Raw genomic sequence first — 22,493 nt, forward strand, 5'->3', positions numbered from 1 at the left:
GTTATTGCCAATTATAAATCATTCAAATATCTTAAACTTTTAGATGAGTGCGCCCGATATTTTCACAAGCAAATCAGCGCGATTTTGCCGAAAAAATATCGCCGATCAGATTTCTTGCACGAGTCTTGGATAGCTATGAAAACCGCAGATTTCAGGCAGATAAACACAAATAAACGCAGATTTTTTTTTCCAGATTGTTTCTAAATTTTGCCAGCAGTCTATTACAAATTAGGGCTCGCTAACATCTAAACCCAGCCGTTCCCCAACATTAATATAAACGGGAGTGCTACTTTCAAAAAGAGAAGGTCTAGCCTTCTGATTCCCCAGCCACACAAAGAAACTGCTGAGTGCTGGAGCCGGATCTTGATCGCGGCGCAGCGTGTAGATCAAACCTTCGCAGGGCCCGTTAACGCGGCTGCTGGTGCAAATCACTTTCTGATTGTTGACAGTGCCTACAGTGACATAATTTAGCTGTTTGTTGCGGCTGTAATTTTCTAGGCGCTGAGTGACTTGTTTGCAGCGAGTCAGAGGATCGTAGCCAGAATCCGAAAAGAAATTAGAATTCCAGCGAATCCAAGGCTCCCTAAACCCTTGCGGATTTTGATAAACAGTCATCGGTTCGCCGGTGGAGGTATCGCAGACAAAGCCTCCTGGCCCCAGATTCGATTGAGTTTGGCTGTAGCCGCGCTGGATCGAAATATTGCTGAGAATATCAAACCCGTTAGGTTTAGCTTGCGATCGCAACGACATCAAAGAATCGATCGGGATTGCTGCATTTAACCCTGTTTTAATTTCCTCAATTTGACCGTTCCACTGGCCGATCACCGTACCAACAGTATCACCCTGACCGTGAATTCCCACAACAGTGCCATCAGCATCAAATACAGGCCCGCCGCTCATGCCGCGCCTGGTGACAGCTTGATATCGCAGTCCGTATCCCGATGATGCGCGATCGAGACGAGAAGAAACAATACCTGCTGTAAATTCGAGTTTTCTTTCATACCAAGAAGCGATGGGCAGTGGATAGCCAGCAACGTAAATAGTAGAACCGACTACAGCACGTTTTGATTCGCCAATTGGCGCTACTGGATAATTTTCTCGGCTGTAAAACTGGATCAGAGCTAAGTCTATATCGCGGTCGCTTTTCGGCAGCCGCTGTATTCTGATTGCTCTATAATTTTTTTCTAAATGAGTGCGAATGCTGTATTCTTGAGCGAGGCTGGCAACAACGTGATTCGCCGTCAAAACCGTATAAATATTGCCTTGTTTCGCAATAATTACTCCCGAACCGCTAGTAGCAAAACCCAGCGTATTGTTAACTTCCACTGTGCTCAACGTTGCTACCTGGGCAATTTCTTCCGCTGTTTTGGCACAAGCAGCATATTGTTGGCCGACAATTGCTATCGCCGTTATTGCACCGGTCAAGATGATTGTCAGCGCCCCGAACCGCGAACTCCACAAATTCATCGCTAACTCCCCAGACATGACGAGACGAACTGCAAATATATACCGATCGGAATTCCCCAACTGGATTTAACCATTTTTTCCAATAATTCTCGCGTCGGCGCGCTTCCATCTTCAAAAGTATAGACCTCAAAACCGGGATGTCGATCGCTGCCCCGATCGTTAATTGCCACCAAGAAACCTTTGCCATTAAAAATCCGGCGGCGGTTCATGGCAATTTTAACGTTATTTGTATACCGCAAGCTATAGCCTTGACAAAAAGATTTTGGCAGCAGCAACTCTACAAAACCCCGCGCTACTGCCAACACCTCAGCACCAGCAGGGAATCAGGTGGCGGCGACTGTCCCACCGCAGGGCCTAGGAACTGCTGTCGTTCGATCTGTTAACCGCAGATTTCAAGCGTACAAACACCGATCGACACAGATGCATTCAATCTTGAAAATTGCCCAACCATTAAGCAAGGCTGGAGGATGGCGAAAAAATCGGCTATTGCGCCCCATCATCCGTGCTTTCCCCTAGTTTTTGCCTCACGTCAATGTAAGGAATGTTACGGGCTTCATCAAAAGACGGCATCCCGACATATCCTTGACGCCAAGCTAACAAATTATATAAAGAGCCGATCGGGTCTTGGCCTGGTCTGAGAGTATAAATCAAATTTTGACACAAACCGTTGACTTGATTCGCCGTGCAGATGACGTTTTGGCCGTTCATCCGGCCTGCTGTAATGTACTTGAGCACCCGGTTGCGGCGATAGGTTTCGAGGCGCTGGCTGACTAATTGGCACCGAGTTTGTGGATTGTAGCCAGAACCGGAAAAATAATCTGAATTCCACTCAATCCAAGGCTCTACCGCACCTTGAGAGTTTTGGTACACCGTCACCGGTGCGCCCCTGACGGTACTGCACGAAAATCCCTTTTCCGTGGGTGAACTCCAGCCGTAACTAGCCTCAAAAGGCACTGTCAGGCTGCTGAGGGCGATCGCGCTTGTCGCCAAAACCTTCGTCAATAATTGCTGTTTCATGATGATGTTCTCACTATTTTTGATGGAATTCGGTAGAAAAATCACCAAATGTTGCGATCGCACCCTGAATGCGCCAGAGGCTGGCTGCTAAATTATGTTGTTCGCGACTTGCACGTTTGCTGGTGCCAAATCCGGCTGAAATACCCGCTTTATTTCTTAGTCCGTCTCGGCGGAGGAAAGCTTGTACAGTCGAGGTTTCAACCGCCGACTCATCAGGGATTTTTAATGTGGATTTTGTTCTGTAACTGCACCGAAAGCCCAGTTATGCCACTCCGCAGCCCTCGTAAAATGCGCGCAACCGTCGAAAATATGTCCTCATTACTACTAATCAAGGTCAAGGTTTCGCCAACCGGAAAAAAGCTATTTAAATCAGACGGAATAAAGCGATTTGCAACGCTACATCACACCGCCGATCGGTTATTCGATCTGACTGGCAGTCTAGCGTTACGAGCTCGCATCTGATGAGATCCCGACCCTGCAGCAGCGTTGCACGCATCAAGTGCCTTACCCGTTTACGTGAAACCACAATAAAATTAAGGTATTAATCAGAACTCTTAACTTGTTTTCATCTACGTATATCTTTGGCACTGATTCACAAATTCTCTGAAATTATCTAATCTAGAGTGTGCTTATCTGCTTTTCATCTGCGGTTTATGTATCGATCCGGAACTTATCCAAGACATCTCGTATTGCGGATGCCGGGAAATACTCATAAGTGAGTGTAATCAGGAAGTAAGTGCTTTCTACCAGAAAAATTCACCCTCCACGCACAGACGTGGAGTTGAGTATTAAAAACTATGAACAGTATCTGCAAACAGTTAGGGTATTTAGCCACTGGATTTATTTTGATGGGCGTTAGCAGTTGTTCCAGCTACGATCCAGCGAACTTAACCGCAAACCAGAGCCAATCGCCAAGGGGTGCCAGTCAATTCGGAGACATACAGCTAACGGGAAATCGAGTTGAGGAGCGATCGGCTCAAACAGCTGGGCCTTCTAACTTTATTTCTCCTGTTTTAGCCAGTGGAGTAGCATCAGAAAATACTGTCACCGTTAAAGTTTATAAGGTAAACAATCTCTGTCAAACTCTGAACCCGGAAACAGTAACAGGCACCGACAATCAGTTAATGTCATCCGTCATTAATGAAGTGTTAAAACAGCAGATTTTCGATAGTCTTGGTTTGGTTGGCTATCGGCTAACGATCGATCGCGACCTCGGAATAGCGACCCTCGATCTGCGGGCCTTCGGGAATTCCCGGCAGAAATTGCAAAATCTGTCGAGCTGTCAAATGCTAGGTTTGTTTGGAGGCGTGCGCCAAACTTTAACCAGTTATGCTCCTTGGCAAATCAAAACAGTGCGTTTTACAGAACTGGGACAGGACATTGTAAGCACCGTTCGAGAATAACCTCTTAAAATTATTGCAGAGGGTATAACCCGGTTTCTGCAGCAGTCCTATTTATGTTCTCCAAGTTCTTTAACAAGCACTACCACAATTTCTATGACCTTACCTGACGGCCCCAACAACCCCCGCTTCGTGCAGCTAATTCAATGGATAGCCGATCCGCTGACATACATGGATGTCAGCGCCAAAAAGTACGGGGAGATTTTCACGACGCGGTGGGGGAACCTCAAACCATTCGTGATGATCCACAACCCGCAAGCGATCCAGGAAATGCTCAACAGCAAAGCGCTTGAGGCTCCAGGCGATATCAACGGTATTCTCAAACCCTTGCTAGGAGAACAATCGATGATTGTGATCTCTGGAGAAAAGCACAAACGCCAGCGCCAATTATTGATGCCACCGTTTCACGGCGAACGGATGCGTAATTACGCTCAACAAATTTGCGATATTACTCAAGATGTTGCTAGCAAGTTGAGGGTCGATCGACCTTTTGTGGCCCGCACCGCCATGCAAGAAATCACCATGCGGGTAATTTTGCAAGTAGTCTTCGGACTGGATGAAGGGCCGCGGTTGCAGCAACTGTCCCCGCTGCTGGCTTCAATTATCGATACAACAGGCTCTCCGCTGCGATCGAGTATGCTATTTCTGTCTTGGATGCAGCAAGATTGGGGCGCTTGGAGTCCTTGGGGACGGATGAAGCAGCAGCAGCGGAAAATTCAGGAACTGATGGACGCGGAAATTGCCGAACGCAGACAGCAACCAGACAGCAACCGCACCGACATTCTCAGCTTAATGATGGCCGCCCGCGACGAAAACGGCGAACCGATGACCAATGAAGAATTGCGCGACGAGTTGATGACGCTGCTGTTTGCAGGCCACGAAACCACAGCAACGGCCTTAGCTTGGGCATTTTACTGGATTCACAGTTTGCCCTCAGTGCGCCAGAACTTGCTGCAAGAATTGGACAGTTTGGGCGAAAATCCAGACCCGATGGAGATTTCCCGCTTGCCGTACCTGAGTGCGGTTTGTCAAGAGACACTCAGAATTTATCCCGTGGGAATGCTGACGTTTCCGCGAGTGGTGCGAGAGCCCGTGGAACTGATGGGACATCAACTCGAACCGGGTACGGTGGTTTTCGGCTCAATTTATTTAACCCACAGGCGCGAGGATTTGTATCCAGAACCGCTGCAATTTAAGCCGGAACGGTTTTTGGAGAGGCAATTCTCGCCTTACGAGTATTTGCCCTTTGGAGGTGGCAGCCGCCGCTGTATCGGCTTGGCGCTGGCGCAGTTGGAGATGAAACTGGTGCTGGCAACCATTTTGCGGGATTTCGACTTAGTATTGGCCGAGAAAAAGCCGGTACAGGCCAAACGCCGAGGGGTGACTTTAGGGCCGGCCGGTGGCGTGCGGATGGCTCTGCTGGGGCGGCGGATGCGGCAGTCAAAGCCTGAACCTGTGGTTAGTGGGGTTTGATGTTGTAGCTGCAAAGAATTAGGGAAGAATGGGCGATACCTTCGGCCTGCTTCGCTTACGACCGGCAAGCGCCCATTTTTTGTAGCACCCGCTACATAAAAACCGCTAGAATCCTTAACCTGTAACCATCACCCGCTCTCAAGTTTCAAATTTTAAGTCTAAAATGGTATGAACCTTGCAAACATACGTTAAAAGCAAAAGTGGGTGATTGCAATAGCCCTCTTGATATCTCGAAAGCTTGGCTGCCATACTTTAAAAACATATGCATACCCTGTTATTCAGCAAGGTCGGAAGCGTGTTGGCATTGCCTGCAATCTTCCGACCTCTTTATTTTTTGGGCTACTTTAGACCTTGGGCTTTCTGATGCACAAGGCAAGGCAAAAGTATAAATTCTCCCTATCTTCTCACCTCCCCTCTCTTCAATTAGAGTGGTTTCTCCTTAAATTGAAAAAGCATCCGCCACCAAGTTTAATAAATTTCTGTGGGTGATTGCAATAGTCCTCTTGATATCTAGAAGGCTTCCCCGCCATACTTTAGAAACATATGCATACCCTGTTATTTAGCAAAGGTCGGAAGCGTGTTGGCATTGCCTGCAATCTTCCGGCTTCTTTATTTTTTGGGATTTGAAGACTTGCGGCTAGAGATGCAGAAAGCAAGACAAAAGTAGACATTCTCCCCTCTCCCCATCTGCCCCTCTCCGCAATTAGGCAGGTTCTGCCTGCAATTGAAATAGAATCGGGCAGCAAGTTTAAGGAATTACTAAGGAATAGTTAATAACTTGTTAAACGCTCTTCTTCTGCCCCCTTTTCAATCTTCTGTTTTCAGGAATTCCGAAACCGAGACCGACTTGGGGAGGCTCTCGACATCTTTAATTTCGCTTTCGTGGGCAAAGAATTCGACTTCTTTGTCGTCAATCTCGATCTGATAGCTAGCGGTAGCAGTTACAATCCGCCGCTTTTTTTTATCTTCTATTAAAACCCAACACACGACAGGTCTTACCCACCTCTCAACGTGCTGGCTTTGCTTGGTACTTCCAAAGGCATACCAGCCTTTAGCTTCAATAATTTGCAGGACTTTAAAATCGTTACTTGCCATAAATATCTCGATCGCGTTAATTTCACTATTATTCTTAGATAGAACGGCACGCTGGCTAAGCAGGACAAAGCTTGGGGAATTATCATCTGGGCTGGAAAACCAGATATTTGGTCTAAATTTAGCGATTTTCTAGGGCATGGTCTGCCCTGTATCCCGCTAAATTTAGTGCGATGTTTTTGTACTCTCCTACAATTACGGTCAAGTATTTATGCTGGATACTCAAAAAATAGTTTTGCAGTAGCCTCAAAAGCAGCCAACTAGACATGAGTTAAAGTGCATTTAAGTGGATGCTAACTGCTTCTAACGCCTGGTTGTTGAGAGCGATCGGCATACAAGACTGTTCAAAATTTCTGTTGCAATCCACAGTCATGTTTGCCCGATCGGGTAAAACGTCACTAGAGATTGCTGTTTTCAATTCTAGGCCTCGGCGTGCCTAATTCCACATTAATTGTATGGTTTAGTTGATAATTGCCAAACTGTCGATCGCACAAAACAGCCGTGTCTAATTCTTCGATTACCGTCACCGTTAAACTGTTCGCCGCCTTCGGTGAAGCCTACGGCGTTTCCTTCGTTACTGTAGAACTCCCTCCCGAAACTCCAGTGTCTCAAGTGCTCGAAAACTCGATCGCCCAATATCCTCAATTAGAAGAGTGGCGCGATCGCACCCGCTTCGGCGTCAACCTAGAATTCGTCTCTCCCGACACCATCCTCCAAGACGGCGACGAAGTTGTACTCATCCCCCCCGTCAGCGGTGGATAATACGATTTTGGATTTTGGATTGAAGAATTGGGAAAGCCCGCGCGGTTACTGCGGTGAATTCAGAAACCGGGTTTCTGGCGATATTTCTGGTGACTCAACCCAAAATCTCCTAGAAACCGGGTTTCTCGCCCCTGCGGTGAATTCAGAAACCGGGTTTCTGGCGATATTCTGGTGACTCAACCCAAAATCTCCTAGAAACCCGGTTTCTCGCCCGCGCGGTGAATTCAGAAACCGCGTTTCTGGCGATATTTCTCGTGACTCAACCCAAAATCTCGTAGAAACCCAATTTCTGGGGCCCGCGCCTCAACCCTGTAGTTTGTAGTTTTGAGTCACCAAGCAAAAAAAACTTTATAAAGTTTTGAAATTAGTTTTGCAGCCAAATCATTCTTGAGTTCGGTTAAACAAGAGATTTTCCCTCTGAACCAACACTATTCTGCAGAGCCTAGAAACTTCTCTGAGAAAGAGATTGAGGACTATCCAACCACCTGCTGTTTCGGACAAAACACTGCTGCAGAATTAATCCCGACAAAAAAAGTCGGGTATGGTTGACGGGGTAGATCCACCGTGTTAATCTGTCCTAAGAATTAGAAAACATCGCAAAACTAGAGAGTTGAGCTATGACCCAAGCAACCAGAACCCAATCCACAGCAGCAACCTTCACAGCCCTCAAATGTAAAGAATGCGGCGAAGAGTACGAACTCCAAGCCAAGCACGTCTGCGATTGCTGTTTTGGCCCGCTTGAGGTCAAGTACGACTACGAAGCAATCCGCCGCCGCGTCACTCGCCAAACTATCCAAGCAGGCCCCAACTCGATCTGGCGCTACCGCGAATTTTTACCCGTCGCTACAGAGAACGTCATCGATGTCGGCACCGGCATGACTCCTTTAGTAAAATCCCACCGCTTGGCCCGCCGCCTCGGTCTAAAAAATCTTTATATTAAAAACGATGCCGTCAATATGCCCACTCTCAGCTTTAAGGACAGAGTGGTGTCAGTCGCCCTCAGCAGAGCGAGAGAATTGGGTTTCACAACGGTATCCTGTGCCAGCACTGGTAACTTAGCTAACTCCACCGCTGCGATCGCCGCCCACGCCGGCCTCGATTGCGTAGTTTTCATCCCCTCCGACTTAGAAGCAGGCAAAGTCCTCGGCACTCTGATTTACAATCCAACTGTAATGGCAGTTCACGGCAACTACGACCAAGTTAACCGCCTGTGCTGCGAAGTCGCCAATACACACGGCTGGGGATTTGTCAACATTAACTTGCGTCCCTACTACTCCGAAGGCTCGAAAACCCTCGGCTACGAAGTTGCCGAACAGCTAGGCTGGCAGTTGCCCGACCACATCGTCGCCCCCCTCGCTTCCGGCTCTTTGTTCACAAAAATCTACAAAGGCTTTAATGAATTCATCGAAGTCGGTTTGGTTGATGAGAAGAAAGTTCGGTTCAGCGGCGCTCAAGCTGACGGGTGTTCGCCGATCGCCCAAGCATACCGCGAAGGCCGCGATTTTGTAACGCCAGTCAAACCGAATACTATTGCTAAGTCGATCGCGATCGGCAATCCAGCAGACGGTATGTACGCCTTGGAAATCGCCCGCAAAACTAACGGGAACATCGAATCCGTCAGCGACACCGAAATCATCGAAGGCATGAAACTGCTAGCCGAAACCGAAGGCATATTCACCGAAACCGCTGGCGGCACGACGATCGCAGTCTTGAAGAAACTTGTAGAAGCAGGTAAAATCAACCCCGACGAAACCACCGTCGCCTACATCACCGGCAACGGTTTGAAGACTCAGGAAGCCGTCCAAGGTTACATCGGCGAACCCATCACCCTCGAACCGAAATTAGAAGCCTTCGAGCGCGCCCTAGAACGCGCCCGCACGCTCGAACGCTTAGAATGGCAGCAAGTTTCGGTTTAATTATTAGTCATTGGTCATTGGTCATTAGTCATTAGTCATTGGTCATTAGTTATCAAGCTGTTGACTGTTGACTGTTGACTGTTGACTGTTGACTGTTGACTACTAAGAGGGCGGGCCCGCACCATCCACCGCCCCTACTGACGACTGACTAAGGACTACTGACTACTGACTAAGGACTACTGACTACTGACTAAGGACTACTGACTGCGGGCTACTGACTACTGACTACTTACTACTTACTACTTACTAAGGACTAAAAAAATGAGTGTTAAAGTTTTAATTCCCACTCCGCTGCAAAAATTCACCAACAATCAAGCCACTATCGAATGCGGCGGCGAGAATATTTCTGAGTTGATTGAATCCCTCGAATCAAATTGTCCCGGTATCAAAAAAAGCTTGTGCGATGAAAAGGGAGAACCCCGCAGGTTTTTGAATTTCTACGTCAATAGCGAAGATATCCGCTTTTTGGACGGTTCACAAACTGCTCTCCAAGATGGCGATGAAGTGAGTATTGTTCCAGCAGTTGCTGGTGGTTGATGTTTTGCCAAGGCAGATGCTGGCAGATTAACACAAATGGACGCAGATAGAAGAATTAACTACTATCTGCGTTTTTTTACGTTCGTCTGCGGTTGAAAAATAAATCCCTGGCTTTACCAGGGATTGTTAATTCTAGGAGACGGTGGAAGCGACCTTGGCTGCAGTCCGGGGGCGACGACGACCTGTTACTTTATTCACAGGAACTGGCGCTGGCGGCGGCGTTGGTGCTGATGTCGGTGATGAACCTAATAGTTTGGGTGCTTCTAGAGAACCTGGTGTTACTTCTGCTGGTTCCCGCCGCACAAATGATGCTCCTTCGGGAATTTGCATCAGGAATACTAGCATGGGATTGCTTTGAAGTTCCCGGCGCAGCACTCGTGCAATTGCTCGTTCTATTTGCGTTTGCACTCCTGCCCAGTCTACGTCAACTCCTGATTCGGTAGTTGCAGAAGGCGTGACGAATTCTGACCAGCGATCGCTCAAAACTGTGTCTATCGTTTGAGCGATCGACTGTTGTAATAGTGCGCGATCGGCTGATGTGACTACACCTTTCAAGTGTATTTCTGGCTTAGCAACTAATTTGCCTTCTGCATTCAACGCCGCAGCTACTGTTACCGCGCCATCTCCGGCTAACTGCTGACGTTCTTTGAGGACGTTTGCTTTGACAACGCCCGATCGAGAAGAGTCTACTAATTCAATTCCTGAAGGTACTGTACCAGCAACTCGGATCGAATTTTCTGTTAGTTCTACGACATCGCCGTTGTCAATAATCACCATATTGCTCGCGGGAATGCCCATGCTTTGAGCTGTCTTGGAGTGCTGAATCAGCATCCGGTGTTCTCCGTGTACCGGCAAGAAGAACTTGGGACGGGTCATGTTGATCATTAACTTTTGATCTTCCTGACACCCGTGCCCGGAAACGTGAATGCCTTTGTCGCGCCCGTAAACTACGTTTGCTCCCAGCATCATCAGTTTGTCGATCGTGTTTACCACTGCGATCGTATTTCCCGGAATCGGATTAGCTGAGAAAATCACTGTATCGCCTTTTCTGATTTTCAGTTCGTGATGTTCGCCGTTAGCAATCCGAGTCATCGCCGCCATCGGTTCGCCTTGGGAACCTGTAGTCAAAATCAAAATTTTGTCTTCAGGCAAATTGCGGATTTCTCTGAGCGGTTTGAACAGACTGTCTTCGCATTTAATGTAGCCGAGATTGCGGCAGTGAGCGATGACGTTCAACATCGATCGACCTACCACTCCCACAAACCGATTGTTTTTCTTAGCCAATTCTAAAACAATTTGCAATCGGTGTACCGATGAAGCAAAAGTCGTCAGCAGTACCCGTCCCGTTGCTTGAGCGATAATTCTATCTAAATTCGGAGCTACAGAACGTTCTGAAGCGGTAAAACCGGGAACTTCCGAGTTAGTAGAATCGCTGATCAAGCACAGCACGCCTCTCTCGCCGTATTCCGCCAGCTTTTGCAAATCGAAATGTTCGCCGTCTACAGGAGTGTGGTCAATTTTAAAGTCTCCGGTGTGGATGATAATTCCGACTGGAGTGTGAATCGCCACCGTAAAGCTGTCGGCCATTGAGTGAGTGTTGCGGATGTATTCGACTAAGAAATTCTTGCCAATTCTCACCGTATCCCGCGGTCTAACAGTCCTTAATTCTGTGCGGTGAGATACTCCCGCTTCTTCCAATTTTCCGGCTAGCAAAGCCATCGCCAAACGCGGGCCGTAAATGACGGGAATTTCAAATTCTTTGAGGTGATAAGGGATGCCGCCGATGTGGTCTTCGTGACCGTGAGTCACGATCATACCTTTAATTTTGTGGCTGTTTTCCCGCAGGTAAGTCATGTCTGGGAGGACAATATTTACACCGTGCATTCCATCTGTCGGGAATGCTAAACCTGCATCTAAAAGAATTATTTCGTCACCGTACTCGAACACGCAAGTGTTTTTGCCAATTTCGTGCAGCCCGCCGAGGGGAATCACTTTTAGAGCCGATGCAGTTGTATTTTTGATCATGCGTATCCTTTGTTAGTTATTTTTGACTGTTAACTGTTAACTGTTGACTGTTGACTGTTGTCTGTTTTCTACTGTTTTTTGTCGTCTGCTGTTCGTTGATGGGGGCGATTTTTTCCAAGATATTTGTGAAAAATTCCCCTACGGGTTTTACTCTCCCGTACAGTCAGTTGTCTTCCGCCTTCAATCTTTAATTCTCAGTATTTAATCCTTCACTATTAGCTACTTACCAAAAGTTAATGACTAATGACTGAGGACTAATGACTAATGACTCATTACAACTAATATTCAGTTGTCTGAAAACTCGTTCTCGCCTATCTAGCTAGTAGATACTGCTGCTAGCTTATCCAGTACGTCCTTTAACTTTTTAGTTACCTCAACGGGCGGATCGCACAGGGGCGGACGGGTGGAACCTACATCCCAGCCTTGAAGTTTGAGAGCTGCTTTGACGGGAATGGGATTTGTGGTGAGAAAGAGAGCTTTAAACAAGTCAAAAAGTTGCAAGTGAATCTGGGTAGCGACTTGAACTTGACCGGTCTCAAAAGCTTCGATCATCTGTTGCAGTTGCTCTCCTACCAGATGGCTGGCTACGCTAACTACACCAGATCCTCCTACAGCCAACATCGGCAAGGTTAGGGAATCATCTCCAGCATAGATGGCAAATTCAGGTGGTGTCAAGCGTCGAATTTGGCTGGCTTGATCCAAGTTGCCACTTGCTTCTTTTACGGCCACAATGTTGGGTATTTGGGCCAGTCGAGCTACTGTTTCCGGCAACATATTTTGGCCTGTGCGACCGGGGATGTTATATAACATTATAGGCAATTCTGGAGCAGATTGCGCGATCGTCCGAAAATGATTGTACAAACCTTCTTGCGGCGGCTTGTTGTAATAAGGAACCACCTGCAAGCACCCGTCCAATCCGAGTTTAGCTGCTTTTTTCGTAGCTGCGACTGCTTCTGAAGTAGAATTCGATCCGGCTCCTGCTATTACCAAAGCTTTACCAGAGACTGCCTTTTGCACCACCTGAAATAATTCGTACTCTTCATCCCAGCTCATAGTGGGAGACTCGCCTGTAGTTCCGCACACTACCAAGCTGTCCGTACCGCGATCGGCTAAATGAACTGCCAACCGTTCTGCTACTGCATAGTTAACGCTGCCGTCTTCCTTAAACGGCGTAATCATTGCAGTCAGAACCCGTCCAAACTTTACCACACTTTCTCCGATTTTAGACTGTTGATTTTTGATTTTAACTTTTTGATTTTAGATCGAAGGTTTATCTAAAATCGCCATTTCTCTTGCCAAATTGCCAGCTTCAGTCGATTTTAGATACTTCGGCTTCGCGAGCCTACAAGTTTGAAATTTTTCGACTTGCTTCGGCTACGCTGGCTCACAAGTCGCTCTTCGGGCAAGTTTTTGATTTTAGATTTACTTGCAGCAGATTTATCTGGGAGCTTAACTCGATCCTAAAATTTTGGGTTTTTTACGACACTACTTAAACTTAAGTAGGAGGCTTCTATCCGTTTTTTTGGGTCGAGTCCACCTTAATTATAAGCAGCCGCTGCTTTGATTCGCAACAAATCTTTTTCTGCTAGCAACTCAGCTATCTGCACCGCATTTAAAGCCGCCCCTTTGCGAATTTGATCGCCGCTCAGCCACATCTCCAACCCGCAGGGGTGAGAAATATCTTGGCGAATCCTGCCGACTAACACCTCATCCTTACCACTGGCTTCTACAGGCATCGGGAAATAATTAGCTTGCCAGTCTTCTACCAGCTTAACCCCGATCGCCCCCTTTAAGATTTCCCTGGCCTCGATCGGACTAAAAGGCTCTGCAAACTCTAGATTAATCGCTTCGGAATGGGCGCGGAGTACGGGAACCCGCACGCAAGTTGCAGTAATTTTAATTTCGTCCGTACCGAATATCTTCCGAGTTTCGTTTAGCATTTTCATCTCTTCCTCACAATACCCCAAATCGTTAATCGGCGTATTGTGCGGAAACAAATTAAAAGCTAAGGGGTAAGGAAATATCTCAGTTTTGGGAGTTTCCCCAGCCAAAATTGCTCTGGCTTGAGCTTTCGTTTCCTCCATGGCTCTGGCTCCCGCGCCGCTAGCAGACTGGTAAGTCGCTACAACTATGCGCTTCACAGGCCTAACTTTGTGAAGTGGCCAAACGGCAACTGCCATCAAAATCGTCGTGCAGTTGGGATTAGCAATTATACCTCGGTGAGCTGCCACCGCTTGGGGATTGACTTCGGGAACCACTAGCGGTACCGTCGCATCCATGCGGAAAGCGCTGGAATTGTCGATGACCACTGCCCCAGCGGCCACGGCTTTCGGAGCCCATAGTTTAGAAGTAGAACCGCCTGCGGAGGCGAGTACTAGATCCACATTATCGAACGATCGCTCCGAAACTGCTTCGACCGTCAGCATCTCGCCGCCAAAGGGCACTTTTGTGCCCGCGGAACGCTCCGAAGCTAACAGCTTCAATTCAGAAATCGGAAATTTCCTGCTGTACAGGAGTTCTAGCAACTCGGCACCGACTGCGCCGGTGGCTCCTAATATGGCAACTCGGTAGGATTGAGACAAATTAGTTTCCTCCACAAATTATAGTTTCTACGATCGAAATCAAAAATTTAAATAACGGCACCACAAGCTGTTGCGCCTGAGAGATTGTGTATGGCGAATCAGGGGGAGAGAGTCCCAGAGTCCCAGAGTCCGAGGGGGAGAGGATTTTTAAGCTGTTCTGGAAATATACAATTTAAATTTACAATAGCTTATCAAAATTAATTTATTTTATGCGACATCAGGGCGCGAGCCGGTGGTAGAGCCGCAGTTAACCGCAGCCGTCGATCGCACTCAATCCCAGTTTAGCATCTTTCGCCTCGCGATCGCGTCCCATTCGCATCCGCTTAGCTTTTGGGAGCTACCTGCATTTTAGCAAGCGCATCCTTTGATAGCAGCGCCGCTCGTCCCGGCCACATTGACATCAGAGGGCGATTTGTGCTATTGTGCATCGGCGATTGGTGGATTTGACCTCCACATTTCTAGCAGCAAAAGCTAGTATCCTCAAACTAAAGCTATTTGGTAAGATCCAAAAAAGTAGCCGGAAACGACTTACAGTCTCATCCGGTAGAGGTGTTTGTAGCTGTACAGCTATGGAAAGCGTAGAAACTTAAAATGCAGGCAAAGTCAAATTTGTATGTATTTTTTGAAGGAGGCAGGAGGCAGAAGGCAGAAGGCAGAAAATCTTATTCAGCAGGGGTATCAATCCCCTTTTGAATAAAAGCCACCCAATTAAAATTTGGTGGGGTCTTAAAACCGAACTGCTGTCACAGGCAGAGGGTAGAAATCAGTATTCCTCCTGCCTCCTGCCTCCTGCCCTCTGCCTTTCTCGATAACTATTGTTTAATATCAAAAAAAGCCGATGAAAGTAACCCAGGAAAAACTTCCAGCCAGCCAAATTGGTCTGGAAATCGAAATTCCATCAGAAAAATCCAAACAAGCTTACGAGCAGGTAATTAAACAATTCGCTCGCGAAGTGAATATTCCTGGGTTCCGCAAAGGCAAAGTTCCCCGCCAAATTTTGCTGCAGCGCCTGGGCCAGACTCGTTTGAAGGCGACGGCTTTGGAAAATTTGATTAACGACTCGCTCCAAAAAGCTCTCGAACAAGAAAAAATTCAGGCAATTGGCAGTTTTGAACTGCGTACCGAGTTTGAAGAATTACTAGAAAAGTTCGATCCAGAACAGCCTCTGACTTTTTCGGCTAAGGTTGACGTACAACCAGAAGTGAAAATGAATCAGTACACCGGCTTGCAGCTTCAAGCAGAAGAAGTTAAGTACGATGAAGCTCAGGTGGATGAGGTACTGGCCAAATATCGATCGGACAAAGCAACTTTAATCCCCGTAGAAGGCCGGCCCGCTCAGTTGGGAGACGTGGCTTTGGTTGACTTCGCCGGTAGATTTGCCGAAGCACCAGAAGGCGAAACACCCGCAGAAATTCCCGGTGGCGGTGCAGAAGACTTTCAAGTAGAACTGTCGGAAGATCAGTTTGTACCTGGTTTTATCCAAGGCATGATCGGGATGAATCCCGGAGAAACAAGAGAAGTTTCCGTGCAGTTTCCAGACGAGTACAGCAGTGAAGAATTAGCCGGAAAACCAGCAGTTTTTACGATTACTCTGAAAGAACTTAAGGAAAAAGAATTGCCGGAGTTGGACGACGACTTCGCTCAAGAAGTTAGCGAGTTTGAAACTTTAGCCGAACTGCGCGCATCCCTAGAAACTCGGTTTAAAGCAGACCAAGAAAACAAGTTATCAGCTAATAAGGAAAAAGCCATATCAGCAGCACTTGTGCAGCTAATTGAAGTGGAAATTCCCGAAACAATGGTCGATCGCGAAATCGATTATTTGCTGAACCAACAAGCGCTGCAATTGAAAAATTACGGCATAGATATCAACCAACTGTTTACCGAAGAAAATATGGGGCCGATGCGGGAACGCTCGCGCCCGGAAGCAATAGAGAAGCTGAAGCAGTCTCTAGCTCTGGCAGAAGTAGCCAAGCTCGAATCCTTGTCTGTGGAAGACTCGGAAGTAGCAGCAGAAGTCGCAAAAGTCAGAAAGCAGTTTCCTAAAGGAAATTTTGACCCTGAAAAGTTGCGGGAATTTGTAGGAGAAGACTTGCTCAAACAAAAAACTCTGAAATGGTTGGAGGAAAAAGGTACGATCGAACTCGTACCTGAAGGCTCTCTAAATCCTGCTCTAGACGAAGAATCAGAAGCAGAAGACGCTGAAGTTTCTGGAGAAGAAGCAGCCACTAGCGTTGTTGATGTGGAAGTCGTAGGCCAAGAGTAAAACCTTCTACTTTTTGGCATTGCCAAAAACTACCAGCCTAGGGTGCAGCGAACTTACCCGCAGGGGGCTAGAAACCCGGTTTCTATGTAGGTAACTGACGCATTCGATCGCCAAAAAACCGGGTTTTTACCGAATCGGCAGCCTGCAACGAAAGCTGTTGGTAAAAAAAACCCGGTTTCTGAACGCTCGCGCCTCCAGCAGTGTAGATGCCTCATGGCCCAAGGCTGATGTTTCTTTGAAACCGGGTTTCTGTTGCTAAGTTCTATACAAGCTCGGGGCGCGCACTAAAAACGAGAAACTAGAAACAGCGACGATCGATCGGTAAGTATTTCAACTCATTCACCCCGCAGTCGTGGGAAGTCGCCTCAGCGTTGCGCTTCGCGGATGAAAGCAATTTGCCAACTCAAAACTCCCGATTCCCCCCATGTCGGTTCAGAAAAGGCATAATAGTTAAAAGCTGACGGCTTAATTTCAAGCTTTCATCAGCAGCAAATTGTCTAGTATCCTTGACTGGTGTCTTATGGTTGTATCTCAATCTTCCAATTACCTAATTACAAGCTATAACGATTTTGATGTCAGCTCTAGTCCCAGCAATGTAGTGCCGATGGTACTAGAACAGTCGGGGATGGGCGAGCGGGCATTTGACATTTACTCGCGCTTGCTGCGGGAGCGAATCGTGTTTTTAGGAACTCCCGTAACCGATGAAGTGGCTGACTCGATCGTAGCTCAGCTATTGTATCTAGATGCCGAAGATCCAGAAAAAGATGTCCAAATGTACATAAATTCCCCCGGCGGCTCGGTGACGGCGGGTATGGCAATTTATGACACAATGCAGCAAATCCGCCCGGATGTGGTGACGATTTGTTACGGCTTGGCCGCGAGTATGGGCGCATTTCTGCTGACAGCGGGAGCCCACGGGAAGCGGATGTCTCTTCCGAGTTCCCGGATTATGATTCACCAACCGCTTGGAGGCGCTCAAGGTCAGGCAGTTGATATTGAGATTCAAGCTAAAGAAATCCTTTATCATAAGCGTAAGCTGAATCAACTTTTAGCGCACCACACGGGTCAATCCCTAGAAAAGTTGGAGGCTGATACTGAGCGCGACTTTTTTATGTCGGCCGAGGAAGCTAAAGATTACGGATTGGTCGATAGAGTTATCGAAAAGGAAAATCTTCCGACGGCGGGAGAAAATGTCACTGCACTGAAATAAGAGGCTGTTATGTCTAAGTACGACTCCCATCTAAAATGTTCGTTTTGTGGCAAGTCTCAAGAGCAGGTACGCAAGTTGATCGCAGGCCCTGGGGTGTATATCTGTGACGAATGCGTTGACTTGTGCAATGAAATTTTAGATGAGGAGTTGTTTGATTCGAGTGCAGTGCCGGCGGCGGCGGCGGTTCCGAAGCAGGAAACAACCCAAAAACGCCGCGCTACCTCGGGCAAAAGTATGTCGATGAGCCAAATTCCCAAGCCGAGGGAAATTAAAAATTATCTCGACGAAAATGCGATCGGTCAAGAAGAGGCGAAAAAGGTGCTCTCGGTGGCGGTTTACAACCACTACAAGCGACTGAGTTTTATCCATGCCAAAAATAGCGGCAAGCACCCGCCGGAAGAAGTAGAACTGCAAAAATCAAATATTTTGTTAATCGGGCCGACGGGCTGCGGAAAAACTCTCCTGGCTCAGACTTTGGCGGATATGCTGGACGTGCCGTTTGCGGTGGCTGACGCGACGACTCTGACGGAAGCCGGCTATGTCGGGGAAGATGTGGAAAATATTTTGCTGCGGCTGCTGCAGGTGGCAGATATGGATGTGGAAGAGGCGCAGCGCGGAATTATTTATATTGATGAAATTGACAAAATTGCCCGGAAGAGCGAAAATCCTTCGATTACGCGGGATGTCTCTGGAGAAGGGGTGCAGCAGGCGCTACTGAAAATGCTTGAGGGGACGATCGCCAATGTACCTCCCCAAGGCGGCCGCAAGCATCCCTACCAAGACTGCATCCAAATTGATACCAGCAATATCATGTTTATTTGCGGCGGCGCTTTTGTCGGTCTCGACAAGGTGATCGAGCAGAGAACGGGTAAAAAGTCAATGGGTTTTATTCAGCCGGGAGAAGCTGTGCCGAAGGAAAAACGGGCCGCTGATGTGCTCAGGCAACTGGAACCAGACGATTTGGTCAAATTTGGGATGATTCCTGAGTTTATCGGGCGGGTGCCGGTGGCGGCGGTGTTAGATCCGCTGGATGAGGAAACGCTGATGGCGATTTTGACTGAGCCTCGCAATGCTTTGGTTAAGCAGTATCAAAAGCTGCTAAAAATGGATAATGTGCAGTTGGACTTTAAGCCGGATGCGATTCGGGCGATCGCCCAGGAAGCCTACCGCCGCAAAACTGGAGCGCGGGCGCTCAGGGGAATTGTCGAAGAATTGATGTTGGATGTGATGTACGAGTTGCCGTCGCGCAAGGATGTGACGCGGTGTACGATTACTAAGGAAATGGTTGAGAAGCGATCGACCGCCGAGCTCTTGGTACTTCCGTCTTCGCTACCAAAACCGGAGTCAGCCTAAAAGCAAGGTTTTCAGCACAGCCGCTTATGGAATCTCGCATTCAACTATACCTGCGCTTTGCCGCCAGCCAGCAGCGCGACACCGAGCGGATCGGGCCCTTCCTCGCTACCTTCAGCCCCCACAGCGCTAACCCTTATCTGAACTATGCCATTCCCGACGACGGCGCAGCACCTTCCCTCGCCGATGTCAACGCCCTAATCGCTGCGTACTCTTGGCGCGGGCGAAAGCCGCGTTTGGAGTATGTCTCGAAACTAGCGCCTGCTGTCGAAGAAGCCCTGATCTCGGCTGGTTTCACTGTTGAGGGACGCTTGCCGCTGATGATTTGTACTCCGGGCTCGGAGAAATTGCTTCCCATCCCCCCAGAAATTGAGCTAATTTTGCCAGTTTCCGACGCTGAGCTCCTCGGTACTGTGGCGGCGCAACACGAGGCTTACGGCGAAGTTGCACCAAGCCCTGAAGACGTTGACAGTCTTCGCAAAAGTATCGCGGCGGGCAGCATTGCGGTACTCGCCCGCGTAGCAGCAACGGGGGAACCTGCGGGGGCTGGAGTCTGTACCGTACCGGAAAATCTGACGACGGAAATCGCAGGTATCGGTGTCCGCCCTTCTTTTCGGCGGCGGGGCATCGCAGGGGCTTTGACGGCGCGGCTGCTGCGAGAGGCTTTCGACGCGGGTGTTGCGGTGGGGTTTTTGATGGCAGGACACGAGGAGGAATTTCGAGTTTACACCCGCGCTGGATTTTGTGCGATCGGCGAAATCTTGCACATTTCCCTCCCGCCCAATTTGATTACCAACCCATAAAATCATCCCCATCAACCTCAGCAGATAACTCAGGAAAATCCGGTTCAGATTCCAATCTAAAAGTTTCCGACTCCCAAATCTCTAAATCATCCGACAAATCGACTACTTCCCCCTCAAATATATGAGCCCACTCCCTAGCTAAATTTCCCACATCTCGCGCGTCATCTCGCACCGCTACAGCCTGAGCTTTAGAGTCATTCTGAGAGTCTGTAATGTGGTTTTTATCCCGCAGAGGTTCAGAAATATTTGGCAGTTTGGCGGCGGTATTTTCAGCCTCCCAAGAGCGTTTTTGCTCTTCTCCTTCATCCCTATAAAGATTATCTGGAACTTCAGAACCCGCCGAATTCTGCATCTGTTGCTTCCCATCGCCCGCCGGATGAGAATTCCTCAATTTTTCAGCAACCAGTCCGTTAGAAGCTGGCAAATCCTTGATGCTGGAACTATGAGTTTCAGCGGGATTTGTCAAGCCCACTTTTACTGTTACTCGACGGTTAAAAATTTGCACAAAAGCTTCTTCAAGATTAGCTACTTTGTCTTTGACCATCTTGAGTAACGGCTGGGAACTAATCTTAACATAAGCACTATCATTGCTAAAAATTACTAGCTGTCCGTGTTGGCGGAGTAGCGATTGAGTGCCGGGAGGGCGCACGCGATCGAGTACCTGTTCCCACACTCTATCTAAATCAATTTCATCGGCTGAATTAGTCGAGGCATAATTTGTTTGATTCGTTTCAGGAGTTGGTACAGGTGCGGGAATTGCAGCAGGAGGTGTGCTTTCTATTCTATTAGCCACAGGCGGCGACTGAGGCGGAGAATTTTGCGAATTGGGAACTGAAGATTGTTCAATATGAGATGTCTGATTCCCCCCCGATTGTAGGGGCGATGCCCCCTGGCCAGCCCTAGGTTGAGAGGGGTGAATTTGGGATTGAGCAATATTTCTAGCTGGTTCTGCTGTTTGTTGCTGCTGAGTTCTAATTGCTGAGGGCAATAATCCCAAGAGGGTTACTTCCAGCCACAATCGCGGCTGAGTGCTGTTTTTAATTTGCACTTCCTGGGTTTGCAATTGTTTCTGACTTGCTAAAATTAACTGGGTATCCCAGTTGCGAGCAACATCGCAAAGTTTTTCCCAAGTGGCGGCTGTTAAAGCGACTAAATCTGAGCGTTTGGGTGCTGTTTTGGCTATTAGCAAATCTCGGTAAAAGCTGGCGAGACTTTGCAGCACTATTAGCGGTTCCCGACCGCGATCCATGAGGTGGCGGGTCATGTCTATTAATTCTGTAGGGCGATCTTTTTCAATTGCTTGCAGCAGTTCCATTAAGTCGTTTTCGGGGACTGCACCGACTAAATCCCAAACTTTTTCGATTGTTATTTGGTCGGGAAATAAGCTGAGTTGGTCGAGCAAACTTTCGGCATCTCGCAGTCCTCCTTGGGCGATTTGAGCAACCATTTGTACTGCTTCGCTGGCAATGTTGATGTTTTCTAATTGGGCGATTTTGTGCAGGTGGGCGGTCATTGAGTCGAGGGGAATCCGGCGGAAGTCGAATTTTTGGCAGCGTGAGATGATGGTGGGCAGGACTCTTTGGGGGTCGGTTGTGGCGAGGACGAATACGACGCGATCGGGCGGTTCTTCTAGGGTTTTTAATAAGGCATTAAATGCCTGGGTACTCAGCATATGAACTTCGTCGATTACATATACTTTGTAGCGGCACTGGACGGGGGCAAATTGGGCTCGTTCGATCAAGTCTCGGATGTTATCTACTCCGGTGTTGCTGGCGGCGTCGATTTCGATGACATCTAGTGTGGAACCTCTGGCAATTTCTTGGCAAACGTTGCATTTGCCGCAGGGAGTTGGGGTGGGCGCGCCGGTAGAAATACAGTTGAGGGATTTGGCGAAAATTCTGGCGCTGGAGGTTTTGCCGGTGCCTCTGGGGCCTGTGAATAGATATGCTGGTGCTATGCGCTGTTGTAGGATGGCGCTGGTTAGGGTTTGGGCGATCGCCTCTTGGCCGACTAATTCGGCAAATGTCTGAGGGCGATATTTGTGATGGAGGGGTTCGTAGGTCACGATCGAATATTGGTGGTATTAGCTGTAATCTTAGCTAAGGACACGTTGTTCGATCGCACCGTTAGCGATCGTCTCCAACCAAATCACTCGCTATACCAGGCGACGGGAGCGAGGGAGCGCGTAGCAATTAGCACCCTCCTGGCCTGTACCCGGACGATCTCCGGGCGATCGGTTGTTTGGCAGAATTGTTTTGGGCAATCGCTCTCAGAGTTACTATTAATTTATGTGTGTTTGCTGTTCTTTTCTGAGAAGCAGAGCCCGCCGAACCTACTTATTTTTGAACTGTACTGGTATAATATAACACAGAGAATCCGCCATTTCTTTTTCCCATTGGCCGATCGCGATTTTGCGATATTTCGGGAACCAGCTTGCAGTTAAAGATAGAGTATTAATTAGAGGGTGCCTGTTCGAGTTGTAGAAATCCGGTTGTAGACAGATAGTGATAGAAAGAGATCGATGTTAGTCGATCGAGTTGCACTGCCAGCTCTACTCTGGAGTCCTGTAGAAATATAGTGCCAAATTTTACCCTTT

The 22,493-nt window shown here is 48.0% G+C and carries 20 protein-coding genes; 11 read left to right on the forward strand and 9 right to left on the reverse strand.

What is annotated here, in order from left to right:
• Positions 1-228 precede the first annotated feature (228 nt).
• The 3 genes from QUA97_RS00775 to QUA97_RS00785 all read right to left on the reverse strand — a co-directional run bounded on the left by QUA97_RS00775 (position 229) and on the right by QUA97_RS00785 (position 2,484).
• Positions 229-1,485: a COP23 domain-containing protein gene (locus tag QUA97_RS00775; protein WP_333192134.1), complete on the reverse strand. Its 1,257-nt coding sequence runs from the start codon at positions 1,483-1,485 to the stop codon at positions 229-231.
• The gene (locus tag QUA97_RS00780; RefSeq protein WP_333192136.1) at positions 1,470-1,772 is read right to left on the reverse strand and encodes a hypothetical protein; all 303 of its coding nucleotides are present in this window, start codon (positions 1,770-1,772) and stop codon (positions 1,470-1,472) included. Before QUA97_RS00780 ends, QUA97_RS00775 begins: the two co-directional genes overlap by 16 nt.
• Positions 1,773-1,950: 178 nt before the next feature.
• Positions 1,951-2,484, reverse strand: coding sequence for a COP23 domain-containing protein (locus QUA97_RS00785; RefSeq protein ID WP_333192139.1), 534 nt, complete (start codon positions 2,482-2,484; stop codon positions 1,951-1,953).
• Positions 2,485-3,281: 797 nt separating this feature from the next.
• Here QUA97_RS00785 and QUA97_RS00790 point away from each other — a divergent pair.
• Both QUA97_RS00790 and QUA97_RS00795 read left to right on the forward strand, forming a co-directional pair.
• Positions 3,282-3,887 (forward strand): hypothetical protein, encoded by a 606-nt coding sequence (locus QUA97_RS00790; protein WP_194065672.1) that lies wholly within the window; start codon positions 3,282-3,284, stop codon positions 3,885-3,887.
• Positions 3,888-3,980: 93 nt separating this feature from the next.
• On the forward strand, positions 3,981-5,357 hold the full coding sequence (locus QUA97_RS00795) for a cytochrome P450 (protein WP_333192141.1): 1,377 nt from the start codon (positions 3,981-3,983) through the stop codon (positions 5,355-5,357).
• Between the two features lie 807 nt (positions 5,358-6,164).
• Here QUA97_RS00795 and QUA97_RS00800 read toward each other — a convergent pair.
• Both QUA97_RS00800 and QUA97_RS00805 read right to left on the reverse strand, forming a co-directional pair.
• The gene (locus tag QUA97_RS00800; protein ID WP_194010724.1) at positions 6,165-6,452 is read right to left on the reverse strand and encodes a hypothetical protein; all 288 of its coding nucleotides are present in this window, start codon (positions 6,450-6,452) and stop codon (positions 6,165-6,167) included.
• 268 nt (positions 6,453-6,720) lie between these two features.
• A complete protein-coding gene (locus tag QUA97_RS00805; RefSeq protein ID WP_333192144.1) occupies positions 6,721-6,867 on the reverse strand; it encodes a hypothetical protein in 147 nt (48 codons plus the stop codon).
• Between the two features lie 83 nt (positions 6,868-6,950).
• Here QUA97_RS00805 and QUA97_RS00810 point away from each other — a divergent pair, with 83 nt between their 5' ends.
• The 4 genes from QUA97_RS00810 to QUA97_RS00825 all read left to right on the forward strand — a co-directional run bounded on the left by QUA97_RS00810 (position 6,951) and on the right by QUA97_RS00825 (position 9,664).
• The gene (locus QUA97_RS00810) at positions 6,951-7,211 is read left to right on the forward strand and encodes a MoaD/ThiS family protein (protein WP_194065674.1); all 261 of its coding nucleotides are present in this window, start codon (positions 6,951-6,953) and stop codon (positions 7,209-7,211) included.
• A complete protein-coding gene (locus QUA97_RS00815) occupies positions 7,204-7,386 on the forward strand; it encodes a hypothetical protein (protein ID WP_333192146.1) in 183 nt (60 codons plus the stop codon). Before QUA97_RS00810 ends, QUA97_RS00815 begins: the two co-directional genes overlap by 8 nt.
• A gap of 442 nt (positions 7,387-7,828) precedes the next feature.
• Positions 7,829-9,127 carry a threonine synthase gene (gene thrC, locus QUA97_RS00820; protein WP_194065676.1) on the forward strand — a complete coding sequence of 433 codons (1,299 nt, stop codon included), beginning with the start codon at positions 7,829-7,831 and terminating at the stop codon, positions 9,125-9,127.
• Between the two features lie 261 nt (positions 9,128-9,388).
• Complete coding sequence (locus QUA97_RS00825; protein WP_194065677.1) at positions 9,389-9,664, forward strand: MoaD/ThiS family protein; 276 nt, start codon at positions 9,389-9,391, stop codon at positions 9,662-9,664.
• A gap of 132 nt (positions 9,665-9,796) precedes the next feature.
• On the opposite strand, the gene QUA97_RS00830 is transcribed toward QUA97_RS00825, so the two are convergent.
• The 3 genes from QUA97_RS00830 to QUA97_RS00840 all read right to left on the reverse strand — a co-directional run bounded on the left by QUA97_RS00830 (position 9,797) and on the right by QUA97_RS00840 (position 14,271).
• The gene (locus QUA97_RS00830; protein WP_194065678.1) at positions 9,797-11,689 is read right to left on the reverse strand and encodes a ribonuclease J; all 1,893 of its coding nucleotides are present in this window, start codon (positions 11,687-11,689) and stop codon (positions 9,797-9,799) included.
• A gap of 315 nt (positions 11,690-12,004) precedes the next feature.
• Complete coding sequence (gene dapA / locus QUA97_RS00835; protein WP_194065679.1) at positions 12,005-12,898, reverse strand: 4-hydroxy-tetrahydrodipicolinate synthase; 894 nt, start codon at positions 12,896-12,898, stop codon at positions 12,005-12,007.
• Between the two features lie 329 nt (positions 12,899-13,227).
• Positions 13,228-14,271 (reverse strand): aspartate-semialdehyde dehydrogenase, encoded by a 1,044-nt coding sequence (locus tag QUA97_RS00840; protein WP_194065680.1) that lies wholly within the window; start codon positions 14,269-14,271, stop codon positions 13,228-13,230.
• 838 nt (positions 14,272-15,109) lie between these two features.
• Between QUA97_RS00840 and tig the strand changes: the two genes are divergently transcribed.
• The 4 genes from tig (at position 15,110) to QUA97_RS00860 (ending at position 19,897) form a co-directional block, all read left to right on the forward strand.
• Positions 15,110-16,534, forward strand: a complete 1,425-nt coding sequence (gene tig / locus QUA97_RS00845) for a trigger factor (protein ID WP_194065681.1) — start codon at positions 15,110-15,112, stop codon at positions 16,532-16,534.
• 520 nt (positions 16,535-17,054) lie between these two features.
• A complete protein-coding gene (gene clpP, locus QUA97_RS00850; protein ID WP_194010717.1) occupies positions 17,055-17,744 on the forward strand; it encodes an ATP-dependent Clp endopeptidase proteolytic subunit ClpP in 690 nt (229 codons plus the stop codon).
• A 9-nt stretch (positions 17,745-17,753) separates the two neighbouring features.
• Positions 17,754-19,097 carry an ATP-dependent protease ATP-binding subunit ClpX gene (gene clpX, locus QUA97_RS00855; RefSeq protein ID WP_194065682.1) on the forward strand — a complete coding sequence of 448 codons (1,344 nt, stop codon included), beginning with the start codon at positions 17,754-17,756 and terminating at the stop codon, positions 19,095-19,097.
• Between the two features lie 26 nt (positions 19,098-19,123).
• Complete coding sequence (locus tag QUA97_RS00860) at positions 19,124-19,897, forward strand: GNAT family N-acetyltransferase (RefSeq protein WP_333192160.1); 774 nt, start codon at positions 19,124-19,126, stop codon at positions 19,895-19,897.
• Here the strand turns inward: QUA97_RS00860 and QUA97_RS00865 are convergent.
• The gene (locus tag QUA97_RS00865; RefSeq protein WP_333192163.1) at positions 19,884-21,962 is read right to left on the reverse strand and encodes a DNA polymerase III subunit gamma/tau; all 2,079 of its coding nucleotides are present in this window, start codon (positions 21,960-21,962) and stop codon (positions 19,884-19,886) included. The genes QUA97_RS00860 and QUA97_RS00865 overlap by 14 nt on opposite strands.
• Here QUA97_RS00865 and QUA97_RS00870 point away from each other — a divergent pair.
• Complete coding sequence (locus QUA97_RS00870; protein WP_194065685.1) at positions 21,942-22,340, forward strand: hypothetical protein; 399 nt, start codon at positions 21,942-21,944, stop codon at positions 22,338-22,340. The genes QUA97_RS00865 and QUA97_RS00870 overlap by 21 nt on opposite strands.
• Positions 22,341-22,493: the final 153 nt, after the last annotated feature.

Source organism: Microcoleus sp. CZ3-B2, assembly GCF_036705055.1.
Lineage (GTDB): Bacteria > Cyanobacteriota > Cyanobacteriia > Cyanobacteriales > Microcoleaceae > Microcoleus.

What these genes read in the sequence shown, in the direction of transcription:
- QUA97_RS00790 (WP_194065672.1), top strand. Translation starts at nt 3,282, where the DNA reads ATGAACAGTATCTGCAAACAGTTAGGGTATTTAGCCACTGGATTTATT.
- QUA97_RS00830 (WP_194065678.1), bottom strand. Translation starts at nt 11,689, where the DNA reads ATGATCAAAAATACAACTGCATCGGCTCTAAAAGTGATTCCCCTCGGC.
- tig (WP_194065681.1), top strand. Translation starts at nt 15,110, where the DNA reads ATGAAAGTAACCCAGGAAAAACTTCCAGCCAGCCAAATTGGTCTGGAA.
- clpP (WP_194010717.1), top strand. Translation starts at nt 17,055, where the DNA reads ATGGTTGTATCTCAATCTTCCAATTACCTAATTACAAGCTATAACGAT.
- QUA97_RS00860 (WP_333192160.1), top strand. Translation starts at nt 19,124, where the DNA reads ATGGAATCTCGCATTCAACTATACCTGCGCTTTGCCGCCAGCCAGCAG.
- QUA97_RS00870 (WP_194065685.1), top strand. Translation starts at nt 21,942, where the DNA reads ATGGAGGGGTTCGTAGGTCACGATCGAATATTGGTGGTATTAGCTGTA.
- clpX (WP_194065682.1), top strand. Translation starts at nt 17,754, where the DNA reads ATGTCTAAGTACGACTCCCATCTAAAATGTTCGTTTTGTGGCAAGTCT.
- QUA97_RS00785 (WP_333192139.1), bottom strand. Translation starts at nt 2,484, where the DNA reads ATGAAACAGCAATTATTGACGAAGGTTTTGGCGACAAGCGCGATCGCC.
- QUA97_RS00800 (WP_194010724.1), bottom strand. Translation starts at nt 6,452, where the DNA reads ATGGCAAGTAACGATTTTAAAGTCCTGCAAATTATTGAAGCTAAAGGC.
- QUA97_RS00825 (WP_194065677.1), top strand. Translation starts at nt 9,389, where the DNA reads ATGAGTGTTAAAGTTTTAATTCCCACTCCGCTGCAAAAATTCACCAAC.
- thrC (WP_194065676.1), top strand. Translation starts at nt 7,829, where the DNA reads ATGACCCAAGCAACCAGAACCCAATCCACAGCAGCAACCTTCACAGCC.
- QUA97_RS00795 (WP_333192141.1), top strand. Translation starts at nt 3,981, where the DNA reads ATGACCTTACCTGACGGCCCCAACAACCCCCGCTTCGTGCAGCTAATT.
- QUA97_RS00775 (WP_333192134.1), bottom strand. Translation starts at nt 1,485, where the DNA reads ATGTCTGGGGAGTTAGCGATGAATTTGTGGAGTTCGCGGTTCGGGGCG.